This is a genomic window from Psychrobacillus sp. FSL K6-4615, assembly GCF_038008225.1.
In the GTDB taxonomy this organism is placed as follows: domain Bacteria; phylum Bacillota; class Bacilli; order Bacillales_A; family Planococcaceae; genus Psychrobacillus; species Psychrobacillus psychrotolerans.
This window is the reverse complement of record NZ_JBBOYQ010000001.1, coordinates 1-12,026: the sequence shown is the minus strand read 5'-3', so window position 1 is coordinate 12,026 and position 12,026 is coordinate 1. Positions and strand designations below refer to the sequence as shown.

Here is a 12,026-nt window from a genome sequence, read left to right as displayed (position 1 = left end):
GTTGAATCTTCATATAAAATGAACATTCAAAACTGAACTGCAAAACGTTAAGATACGAATAAAGATTCGTATTCCGATATTATCCTTAGAAAGGAGGTGATCCAGCCGCACCTTCCGATACGGCTACCTTGTTACGACTTCACCCCAATCATCTGTCCCACCTTCGGCGGCTGGCTCCCGTAAGGGTTACCCCACCGACTTCGGGTGTTACAAACTCTCGTGGTGTGACGGGCGGTGTGTACAAGGCCCGGGAACGTATTCACCGTGGCATGCTGATCCACGATTACTAGCGATTCCGGCTTCATGTAGGCGAGTTGCAGCCTACAATCCGAACTGAGAACGGTTTTATGGGATTTGCTCACCCTCGCGGGGTTGCGACCCTCTGTACCGTCCATTGTAGCACGTGTGTAGCCCAGGTCATAAGGGGCATGATGATTTGACGTCATCCCCACCTTCCTCCGGTTTATCACCGGCAGTCACCTTAGAGTGCCCAACTAAATGCTGGCAACTAAGATCAAGGGTTGCGCTCGTTGCGGGACTTAACCCAACATCTCACGACACGAGCTGACGACAACCATGCACCACCTGTCACCGCTGTCCCCGAAGGGAAAAGCCTATCTCTAGGCCGGTCAGCGGGATGTCAAGACCTGGTAAGGTTCTTCGCGTTGCTTCGAATTAAACCACATGCTCCACCGCTTGTGCGGGCCCCCGTCAATTCCTTTGAGTTTCAGTCTTGCGACCGTACTCCCCAGGCGGAGTGCTTAATGCGTTAGCTGCAGCACTAAGGGGCGGAAACCCCCTAACACTTAGCACTCATCGTTTACGGCGTGGACTACCAGGGTATCTAATCCTGTTTGCTCCCCACGCTTTCGCGCCTCAGCGTCAGTTACAGACCAGAAAGCCGCCTTCGCCACTGGTGTTCCTCCAAATCTCTACGCATTTCACCGCTACACTTGGAATTCCGCTTTCCTCTTCTGTACTCAAGTCCCCCAGTTTCCAATGACCTTCCACGGTTGAGCCGTGGGATTTCACATCAGACTTAAAGGACCGCCTGCGCGCGCTTTACGCCCAATAATTCCGGACAACGCTTGCCACCTACGTATTACCGCGGCTGCTGGCACGTAGTTAGCCGTGGCTTTCTAATGAGGTACCGTCAAGGTACGAGCAGTTACTCTCGTACTTGTTCTTCCCTCACAACAGAGTTTTACGATCCGAAAACCTTCTTCACTCACGCGGCATTGCTCCATCAGACTTTCGTCCATTGTGGAAGATTCCCTACTGCTGCCTCCCGTAGGAGTCTGGGCCGTGTCTCAGTCCCAGTGTGGCCGATCACCCTCTCAGGTCGGCTACGCATCGTCGCCTTGGTGAGCCGTTACCTCACCAACTAGCTAATGCGCCGCGGGCCCATCCTGTAGTGACAGCGAGATGCCGTCTTTTAACATCTCCCCATGTGAGGAAATGGATTATTCGGTATTAGCCCCGGTTTCCCGGAGTTATCCCAATCTACAGGGCAGGTTGCCCACGTGTTACTCACCCGTCCGCCGCTAAATCAGAAGAAGCAAGCTTCTTCGTCATTCGCTCGACTTGCATGTATTAGGCATGCCGCCAGCGTTCGTCCTGAGCCAGGATCAAACTCTCCATAATAGTTCACTTCCAGTATGCAGAGCACATTGAAAGCGAACAAATTAGAACTAGTTTAAAAGCTCATTTTGTTTTGCTGGCATCATCATTAAATGATGTCCAAAATTGTTTTGCTCTCATCCTAACAAGTTAGTTGAAAGCTATGTTTCTTAACGTTTTGCATGTTCAGTTTTCAATGTTCATGTTGTTGTAATGTCGTTTTGGCGACTTCTATATAATATCAAGCTTTCGGAAGTATGTCAACACTTTATTGTAAAATAATATTAAACTCTTTCCTCTCCTAATAAAAGAAGAAAGAGTTAGGTTAATTTAACTAATAACACTTTCTATATGAAGAGTTCTTTTAGCAGCTAAATCTATTATTTGCCCACTATCAGATAATCGAATCATTGGGCGCATAGGAGAATCTCTATGTAAGAAAATTACTTCTCCTTTTTCTCCATTTGATAGAAGAACCCGCGTTGAAATTGGTAAAGACCCTACTAATTCTATTAATTTGTTTACGACTTCTATATTATACTTTCCAAACCCTTCTTCTCGAATCATCTCTAATACTTTAAAAGAAGAACTCTTAGCACGGTAAACTCGTTCTGAAGTCATTGCATGATAGACATCTGCTACTGCTATTATTTGTGAGTAAACAGAAACGTCATCCAATTTATCACTTTTCGGATATCCACTTCCGTCTAAACGTTCATGATGTTGGAAAATTGCTAACTTCATTTCAGGTTTTAATAAAGGACTATCTTTTATCATTTGAAAACTATAAATTGTATGTTTTTTTATCTCCGAAAAGTCGAATTCAGTTAGGGCAGACTTTTTATCTCTTATTTTGGAATCTACTTTTGCCATACCTATATCAGCCATTAGACCGGCCGTAGCCATTTGCGTTATTTGACCAGAAGAGAAATTCAACTTTTTCGCTATTGCTCCTGAAATAATTCCAACTGCTATAGAATGATGTGCAATATATTTATCCATTTTAGAATACATATTTAAGAGAGAAAATACTTGTTTTTCTACCATTGCTTTTTCAACTAAAGGCATAATAATGTTCCTTAGTTTTGCTACATCTACTTTCATACCTGATTCCCAGCCCATGAATTCTTTATAGAAGCTATCTACAGCGTCTTTATATAATTGAACAAAACTCGTAGTCACTATTGGTTTTTCATCTATTGGAAGAAATTCTACTCTATCCTCATTTAACTTTTTAATCTCTTCATCTGATCTATTAAAAACATTTTCTAGAACAACGGGTACTTTAGTTATATTAAAAGCTCGCAACACTTGAATAAGTTCTCTAGTTACCTTTGCCTCTTTATGAATAATAGGTGAATTAGTGTTTACTAATATATCTTCTGCAATTATCGTACCTAATTTTAATTCCTCTAAGTTAATGAGGCTTTGGTTCATAAAGTATTCCTTCTTTCCTGATATTTCATTTATTATACTAAATATTCATCATGAAAGTATATGGAATTTAAACTAGTTACAAAAACACACCCTTAAATAAAATTTTAAGGGTGTGTTTTTTCTTTTTATTCAGATTGTTCTTCCGTTGATGATGTTTCAATTTCTTCCAATGTAGAACCTTCTTCTAAATTTTCTAAAATCTCTTCGTCATCATCTTCTTTTTCAACTTTAGCTACAGTAGAAATTAGTTCATCTCCTGATAACCTCATTAAACGAACGCCCTGTGTACTACGGCCTGTTTTAGAAATGTCTTTTACATCCATACGGATAAGCATTCCATTAATCGTAATTAGCATTAAGTCTTCTGTTCCATTAACCGCCTTAACAGCTGATAAAGGACCATTTTTGTCGGTGATTTGGCAAGTTTTAACACCCATCCCACCGCGACTTTGCAAGCGATATTCCGACTCTGGAGTTCGTTTGCCGTATCCATTTTCTGTAACAACTAAAATCTCTTGCTCAGGTTCGATAATTTCCATACCAACTACATAGTCATCGTCTTTCAGACGAATCCCTCTTACTCCTCCGGCAGTTCTACCCATCGAGCGTATATCGGTTTCTTCGAATCGAACTAATTTACCTTGTCTTGTCCCAATAATGATTTGTTTCTCACCATTAGTTAAGCGTACAGCAATAAGTTCATCTTCCTCACGCAATGAAATAGCAATCAACCCATTTGCACGAATATGTGCAAATCCAGTAACAGGAGAACGTTTTGTTATCCCATACTTTGTTGTGAAGATAAAGTAATTTTCCTCTTCAAATGATGCCATTGGAATCATAGCAGTAACCTGTTCGTCTTTTTCTACACCTAATAGGTTTATAATTGGCAAGCCTTTAGCTGTACGACCATATTCTGGAATTTCAAATCCTCGAGCTCGATAAACTTTCCCTTTGTTTGTAAAGAAGAGAATTGTGTCATGTGTTGATGTGTACAATAAATGTTCTACAAAGTCATCTTCATTTGTACCCATTCCTTGTACACCACGTCCACCTCTTTTTTGGCTCTTATACGTATTAGCAGGTAGTCGTTTAATATATCCTTTGTTTGTTAAAGTAAGCACAGAATTTTCCACAGGGATTAAATCTTCATCCTCTAAAACTTCTGCTCCTCCAGCAACAATTTCAGTTCGGCGTTTGTCTGCGTAGCGATCTCTAATCTCAGAGATTTCTTCTTTAATTATTTCCACTACACGATACTCATTTGCCAAAATGAACTTTAGTTCTTCAATTAGTGTCATTAAGTTTTTATATTCTTCTTCAATTTTATCACGTTCTAAACCAGTTAAACGTTGTAAACGCATATCTAATATAGCTTGTGCTTGTCTTTCTGATAAATTGAAAGTCTCTATCAATCCATTTTTGGCTTCTTCACCTGTTTGTGAAGCACGGATTAACTTAATAATTTCGTCGATATGGTCTAAAGCAATTCGAAGTCCCTCTAAAATATGTGCTCGGTCTTGAGCCTTGTTCAGTTCAAACTGTGTGCGACGACGTATTACTACTTTTTGATGTTCTAAGTAATGATAAAGCATTTCTTTTATATTCAAAACTTTTGGTTGGTTATCTACTAATGCAAGCATATTAACCCCAAAGCTTGACTGTAATGCAGTTTGTTTATATAAGTTATTTAACAATACGTGAGAATTTGCATCCTTCCGTACTTCAATGACAATTCGCATTCCATTACGATCAGATTCATCTGCTAAATGCGTAATTCCATCGATTTTTTTATCTCGTACTAATTCTGCGATTTTTTCTATTAAACGAGCTTTGTTTACTTGATATGGTAATTCTTTAACAAGAATAACTTCTTTACCACTTGATTTTACTTCAATTTCCACTTTTGCACGGATTAATATAGAGCCTCTACCTGTTTCATAAGCTCGACGAATTCCACTTCGACCTAAAATAATACCACCCGTTGGAAAATCTGGTCCAGGTATAATCGACATTAACTCTTCAATCGTAATAGCAGGATTTTCAGCTAGAGCTAACACTCCATCAATTACTTCTCCTAGATTATGTGATGGAATGTTCGTAGCCATCCCAACAGCAATTCCAGAAGCACCGTTTACAAGTAAGTTAGGATATCTACTAGGTAATACAACTGGTTCTTTTTCTTGTCCGTCATAGTTATCTTTGTAATCGATGGTGTTTTTATTGATATCTCGCAATAATTCTAAAGCAATTTTAGACATACGTGATTCTGTATAACGCATGGCCGCTGCTCCGTCACCATCTACAGAACCAAAGTTTCCATGACCATCTACTAGCATATAACGATAACTAAAATCTTGCGCCATACGGACCATTGCATCATAAATAGATGAGTCACCATGTGGATGATATTTCCCCATTACGTCTCCTACAATACGAGCCGATTTCTTATGAGGTTTATCAGGCGTATTCCCCAACTCTTGCATACCATATAAAATTCGACGATGTACAGGTTTTAGCCCGTCACGAACGTCTGGTAAGGCACGGGATACAATAACACTCATTGCATAGTCTAGAAATGAGGTTCTCATTTCTGTACTAATATTAATCCCTTTAACGCCTTTATTCGGTATTTCTGACATCCTAAAGACCTCCAGTCACACACTTTCTTATATATCTAAGTTTTTCACGTATACAGCATTCTCTTCAATAAATAGACGTCTTGGTTCTACTTCTTCGCCCATTAATTGTTCAAAGACTTTATCTGCTTCCATTGCATTATCTAAATTTACTTGTAGTAATGTACGTTCTTCAGGATCCATAGTAGTATCCCAAAGTTGATCTGCATCCATTTCTCCTAAACCTTTATAACGTTGAATATTTGGTTTTGAGGTTTTAGGTAAACGATCTAATATTTCTTTTAATTGTTCATCGTTGTAACAATACTCTACATGCTTTCCTTGTTTCACTTGATACAATGGTGGTTGTGCTGCATATACATAGCCAGCTTCTATTAATGGTCTCATGAAACGGAAGAAGAAAGTAAGTAACAATGTCCGAATATGCGCCCCATCTACGTCAGCATCTGTCATAATGATAATTTTATGGTAACGAGCTTTTTCTAATGTAAACTCTTCTCCAATACCAGTTCCAAGTGCAGTAATCATTGCGCGAATCTCAGCATTTCCTAAAATTCTATCTAATCGTGCTTTTTCCACATTCAGGATTTTCCCACGTAAAGGTAATATTGCTTGGAAATGACGATCTCGACCAGATTTAGCAGAACCACCGGCAGAGTCACCCTCTACGATATATAGCTCACTTTCTGCGGGAACACGAGAAGAACAGTCTGCTAACTTACCTGGTAAGCTAGAAACCTCTAATGCAGATTTTCGACGTGTAAATTCACGAGCTTTCTTAGCAGCAACCCGAGCTCTAGCAGCCATCAAGCCTTTTTCCACTACTTTTCTAGAAATTTGAGGATTTTCTAATAAAAATCGATCAAATCCCTCGGAAAAAAGACTATTAGTAATAGTACTCACTTCGGAGTTACCTAACTTTGTTTTTGTTTGTCCTTCAAATTGAGGGTTTGGATGTTTGATGGAAACAATTGCAGTTAAGCCTTCTCGCACATCATCCCCTGATAAGTTGGTGTCTGCCTCTTTTAACAAGCCATTTTTTCTTGCATAGTCATTTATGACACGAGTTAATGCTGTTTTGAAGCCTGATTCATGCGTACCACCTTCGTAGGTACTTATGTTATTAGCAAAAGATAAAATGTTAGAAGAGTATCCTGAATTGTATTGCATTGCAATTTCTACAGAGATTCCATCCTTTTCCCCTTCAACGAAAATAGCCTCTTCTGTTATAGGTTCTTTGGACTCGTTTAAATCTTCTACGTATGATTTAATACCACCCTCGTAGTAATACTTAATCGTTTTTTCTTTTCCTTCTCTTTCATCAGCAAGTGTTATAGACAACCCACGGTTTAAATACGCAAGTTCACGAACACGATGTTCAAGTATCTCGTATTCATATACTGTAGTTTCTGTGAATATCTCGCTATCAGCTTTGAATCTTGTAGTTGTTCCAGTAACATCTGTTTCTCCAATAACTTCTAAAGGAGCGGAAACTGCTCCACGTTCAAATTTGATAAGATGAATTTTTTCATCACGTTTAACATATACTTCTGTATATTCGGATAGGGCATTTACTACTGAGGCACCTACACCATGCAGTCCTCCGGATACTTTATATCCGCCACCGCCAAATTTACCACCTGCATGTAGAATTGTCATAATTACTTCTACTGCTGGTTTACCCATTTTTTCTTGATTATCGACTGGTATACCACGACCATTGTCTTCTACTCGTATCCAATCATCTTTTTCGATAGTGACAATAATATGATCACAGTGTCCTGCTAATGCTTCATCAATACTATTATCAACAATTTCCCAAACAAGATGATGAAGCCCTCTAGAACTTGTTGTACCAATATACATTCCTGGACGCTTTCGAACAGCTTCTAATCCTTCTAATACTTGTATCTGATCAGCATCATAAGATTGTTCTAGCTCTTTTTCTTCCATAGCCAACTTGCTCACCCACTCTTTCATTCCTTCAATAATGGTGAATCATTTAATAATTATTTTGTTTACCATTTATATTCGTCACTAATTTTTACGGGTCTACTATTGTCCCTTGTTCCACATGAAACAACTCGGCCTGCTGAATCGTTTCATGTGCAATTCCTTCTACACTTGTAGTCGTTACAAATGTTTGTACATCTCCTTGAATTGTATTCAACAAGTGAGATTGTCGGTAATCATCTAGTTCGGATAGAACATCATCCAGTAATAAAACAGGAGATTCACCAACCTCCTGTTTTATTAATTCAATTTCAGCAAGTTTCAAAGATAATGCTGTTGTTCGCTGCTGTCCTTGAGACCCATAAGTTTGAACGTCATAGTCATTTACAAAAAATTGTAAATCATCACGATGTGGTCCGATTAAGGATACACCACGGTAGAGTTCTCTACTCTGACTTTCTGCTATTTTTTTTTCGAGATGATTTTTCATTTCATTTGTTGACCATTCTGGTTGAATCCCAGTTGAAGAGTTATAGGTAATTCGCAATTTTTCTAAACCTCTAGAAATCCCAAAGTGAATGGGTTCTGCCCATTGTTGTAGCAATTGCATAAAGTGAAATCTCTTTTGAATCACTTTTACAGCGGATTCTATATATTGTTCTGTATAAACATCGAACATCACATCATTTAACATAGACTTCCCTTGATGTTGTTTTAAAATATGATTTCGCTGTTTCATTATTTTTTGGAATTGAAGTAAATCATGTAAATAAATAGGGGAAATTTGACCGATTTCCATATCAAGAAATCGTCTTCTCACTTGTGGACTACCTTTTACTAAATATAAATCTTCTGGAGCAAACATTACAACATTAAGTTGACCTATATAATCGCTTAACCGTGTTTGTTCTAAATGGTTTACCTTGGCCTTTTTCCCTTTTTTTGAAAGAATTAATTCCAAAGGTAAGTGTCCATATTTTTTTTGAATATCCCCTTTTATTTTACCATAGTCTGCGTCCCAACGTATCAATTCTTTATCGTTTGAGGTCCTATGAGACTTGGCCATGGATAATACATAGAGAGACTCCATCAAATTTGTTTTACCTTGCGCATTTTCACCTATTAATACATTGATCTTAGAGGAAAAATTCATTTCAATTGAATCATAATTACGGAAATCTTTTAACTCTAAACGTTCAATATACATGTCAAGCCCCGTTCTCAGGTCCAACCAATTTATATCTTCCTACTTCCGGAATATTTACGACGTCATTATGACGTAATTTACGACCTCTTCGTTGATCCACTTCTCCGTTAACAAATACTTCATGCTCACTTAAAAACCATTTGGCCATTCCGCCAGAGCTAATTGTATCTGTCATTTTTAATAATTGCCCAAGTGTTATATATTCTGAGTCAAATCGAATTTCTTCCATCAATAACTCAACCTCTTCTCATTTTCATTATCCCTTCATTTTACCTCAAATACCGAAATAAGCAAAGAAAAGCGTGAGCCCCTATATATGCTCGGACAATGGTCTTCCTCGCTGAGCTTAACAGAGTATCAATTGCTGGAAGAATTCTAGGAAAAGGTTGCCTTAGCTTTTATCGATATCTTGAAGTAACTCAAGCATCTACGCAACCAACGCGGACAATATCTAAGGAAAAAATCCCTAAAAAAAAGATAGCCACAAATGTGACTACCTCATGAATATTAGTAATATTAGTAAGTTCTAACTGGCAAAATTAGTTGTAGTATGGAATCATCATGCACAGATTTCAATATAAATGGTCTCATAGCCCCTGTGAATAAGATCTTAACATCTTGACCATCAATAGCTTTTAAAGCATCCATCATATATTTGGCGCTAAATGAAATCTTTAACTCTTCGCCATCTATTTCTTCTGCTTGAATTTGTTCTTCGACATTACCTATTTCTGGTGAATTAGAAGAAACCTCTATAAATCCATTTCCTAAAGTGGAAAAACGAACAACATTGTTTCTTTCTTCACGGGCAAGTAAAGAAGCTCTATCAATTGCTTGCAATAAAGATTTACTGTTAACCAAGATAGTTGTTTTACTTTCATTTGGGATTAATCTTGAAGTATCCGGATAATTACCTTCTAATAATCGAGAGTAAAATAGCACGTTTCCTGTTTTAAATAAAACTTGTTGTTGAGTCATCACAATCGCAACTTCTGATGATGTTTCCTCTAAAATTTTATTTAATTCATTTAAGCTTTTCCCAGGAATAACGATACTATATTCTTCCTCTGGTAAATCTTTAATAGCTGTTTTTCTCTTAGCTAATCTATGACTATCAGTAGCTATACAGTGAAGTTCCCCATCCTTAACTTGCCAATTGACACCAGTAAGGACTGGACGACTTTCTGAAGTCGATACTGCAAATACTGTTTCTTTAATAATTGACTTAAGTAAATCAGATGGAATGAAGAATTGTCTCTCTTCCTCTATTTCAGGAAGCATTGGATATTCCGATGCATCTAATCCAATAAGATTAAATTCTGATTTTCCTGATCTAATATGTGTTTGAAATTGATTGGTAACTTCAATTTCTACATTATTGGTAGGCAACTTCCGTACAATTTCATTGAATACTCTTGCTTGTAGGACGATAGAGCCAGGTTCTGTAATACTAATAACTTGTTCACCATTTTTTTCAACAGGTATAAAAGTTTGAATAGTAATATCTGAATCACTACCAGTAATATAAAGTCCTTTATTAGTAATTTCTAATTTCAATCCAGTCAGAATTGGAATTGTTGTTTTGGAACTTACTGCTTTTATAACATCGCTTAATCCCTCTAATAAACTATCTCTCATTACTTCGAATTTCATTTTTATACCTCACTTATATAATTATATTTATTTAAAAGAATAATAGATATAGTACTAGGGCTTGTGGATATGTTGATAAGTATCCTTTTCTTAACGTACACCTACTTGTCCACATGTGCATAAGTTGTGTCTAAGTAATCTAGTAAACTATGCATTTATCCACAAAATCTTTTTTACCTACCTAAAATAGATTTGATTTGTTTTACATCGTCTTGAAGATTTGCATCATCTTTTAGCATTCTGGATATTTTTTCGTGTGCATGAATAACGGTCGTATGATCACGTCCACCAAATTCTTCTCCAATTTTTGGCAACGAAAAATCAGTCAGCTCTCGTGAAAGATACATAGCTACTTGGCGTGGGAATGCTATGGACTTTGTACGTTTTTTTGCAACAAAATCTTCTAATCTAATATGAAAATGTTCCCCAACAACCTTTTGAATATCTAAAATCGTTATAATTCTTGGACGAGCATTGGGCAATATATCCTTAAGAGCTTCTGCTGCCAAGTCGATATTAATATCCTTATTTATAAGAGAAGAATAGGCTACTACTCGGATGAGAGCACCTTCTAACTCACGAATATTAGAGTCTATTTGGTTTGCTATATATGCCATCACGTCATCTGAAATATCTAATCCATCAGCACGAGCTTTTTTGCGTAAAATAGCAATACGAGTTTCTAAATCTGGTGGTGCAATATCCGTGATTAATCCCCATTCAAAGCGAGAACGCAAACGATCCTCTAAAGTAGGAATTTCTTTTGGCGGACGGTCACTTGAAATGACAATTTGCTTAGATTCTTCATGCAGAGCATTAAATGTATGAAAAAATTCTTCTTGAGTTGATTCTTTTCCTGCAAGGAACTGAATATCATCTATTAATAACACATCTACATTTCTATACTTATTGCGGAAATTGACTGCTTTATTATCTCTTATAGAGTTTATAAACTCATTTGTAAACTTTTCAGAAGATAAATAAACCACTTTAGCATTTGGATTGTGTTCTTGTACATAATGACCAATCGCATGCATTAAGTGGGTTTTTCCTAGTCCAACTCCTCCATATATGAAAAGTGGATTGTAAGCTTTAGCAGGGGCCTCGGCAACAGCTAAAGAGGCTGCATGGGCGAAGCGATTCCCAGATCCAATGACAAACGTGTCAAATGTATTCTTGGAATTTAACATTCCTGGTGAAAAATCTGGTTGATCTCCATTATTTGCAGAGATTTTTGGTTTCGGCATGTCGAAATCATCCATGTCTAGATTTTTCGGCACAACGAAAGATATTAATAGTTCGTTTCCAGTTAACTCGGTTAATATGCCAGCTATTAGGTGAACATAATGATTTTCTAACCAATCTCTAGCAAATGAGTTAGGTGCAGCTATCGTAACAGTTTCTCCTTTATATGAAAGTAGTTTGGTCGACTTCAGCCAAGTTTCAAAACTTGGTTTAGATGTTTTCTTTTCTACTTCAGAGAGAACTTTAGCCCAAAGTTCTTCTAAGTGTTCCAA

Annotated in this window: 7 protein-coding genes and 1 rRNA gene; all 8 read right to left on the bottom strand. The window is 37.5% G+C overall.

Annotated elements, in window-relative coordinates; translation table 11 throughout:
- Positions 1 to 89: 89 nt before the first annotated feature.
- A 16S ribosomal RNA gene (locus MKX53_RS00040) occupies positions 90 to 1,644 on the bottom strand.
- A gap of 306 nt (positions 1,645 to 1,950) precedes the next feature.
- The gene (locus MKX53_RS00035) at positions 1,951 to 3,057 is read right to left on the bottom strand and encodes an HD-GYP domain-containing protein (protein WP_340908221.1); all 1,107 of its coding nucleotides are present in this window, start codon (positions 3,055 to 3,057) and stop codon (positions 1,951 to 1,953) included.
- A gap of 125 nt (positions 3,058 to 3,182) precedes the next feature.
- Positions 3,183 to 5,699 (bottom strand): DNA gyrase subunit A, encoded by a 2,517-nt coding sequence (gene gyrA, locus MKX53_RS00030; RefSeq protein ID WP_340908220.1) that lies wholly within the window; start codon positions 5,697 to 5,699, stop codon positions 3,183 to 3,185.
- Positions 5,700 to 5,726: 27 nt separating this feature from the next.
- Entirely contained in the window at positions 5,727 to 7,649 is a 1,923-nt protein-coding gene (gene gyrB / locus MKX53_RS00025) for a DNA topoisomerase (ATP-hydrolyzing) subunit B (RefSeq protein WP_340913182.1), read from the bottom strand.
- Positions 7,650 to 7,740: 91 nt separating this feature from the next.
- Positions 7,741 to 8,856: a DNA replication/repair protein RecF gene (gene recF / locus MKX53_RS00020; RefSeq protein WP_340761058.1), complete on the bottom strand. Its 1,116-nt coding sequence runs from the start codon at positions 8,854 to 8,856 to the stop codon at positions 7,741 to 7,743.
- A gap of 1 nt (position 8,857) precedes the next feature.
- Positions 8,858 to 9,085: a S4 domain-containing protein YaaA gene (gene yaaA, locus MKX53_RS00015; protein ID WP_093538030.1), complete on the bottom strand. Its 228-nt coding sequence runs from the start codon at positions 9,083 to 9,085 to the stop codon at positions 8,858 to 8,860.
- A 287-nt stretch (positions 9,086 to 9,372) separates the two neighbouring features.
- Positions 9,373 to 10,509, bottom strand: a complete 1,137-nt coding sequence (gene dnaN, locus MKX53_RS00010; protein WP_093538018.1) for a DNA polymerase III subunit beta — start codon at positions 10,507 to 10,509, stop codon at positions 9,373 to 9,375.
- Positions 10,510 to 10,682: 173 nt separating this feature from the next.
- Positions 10,683 to 12,026, bottom strand: coding sequence for a chromosomal replication initiator protein DnaA (dnaA, locus tag MKX53_RS00005; RefSeq protein WP_093538017.1), 1,344 nt, complete (start codon positions 12,024 to 12,026; stop codon positions 10,683 to 10,685).

Coding starts and splice junctions, on each gene's coding strand:
- MKX53_RS00035 (WP_340908221.1), bottom strand. CDS start 3,057: ATGAACCAAAGCCTCATTAACTTAGAGGAATTAAAATTAGGTACGATA.
- recF (WP_340761058.1), bottom strand. CDS start 8,856: ATGTATATTGAACGTTTAGAGTTAAAAGATTTCCGTAATTATGATTCA.
- yaaA (WP_093538030.1), bottom strand. CDS start 9,085: ATGGAAGAAATTCGATTTGACTCAGAATATATAACACTTGGGCAATTA.
- gyrA (WP_340908220.1), bottom strand. CDS start 5,699: ATGTCAGAAATACCGAATAAAGGCGTTAAAGGGATTAATATTAGTACA.
- dnaN (WP_093538018.1), bottom strand. CDS start 10,509: ATGAAATTCGAAGTAATGAGAGATAGTTTATTAGAGGGATTAAGCGAT.
- gyrB (WP_340913182.1), bottom strand. CDS start 7,649: ATGGAAGAAAAAGAGCTAGAACAATCTTATGATGCTGATCAGATACAA.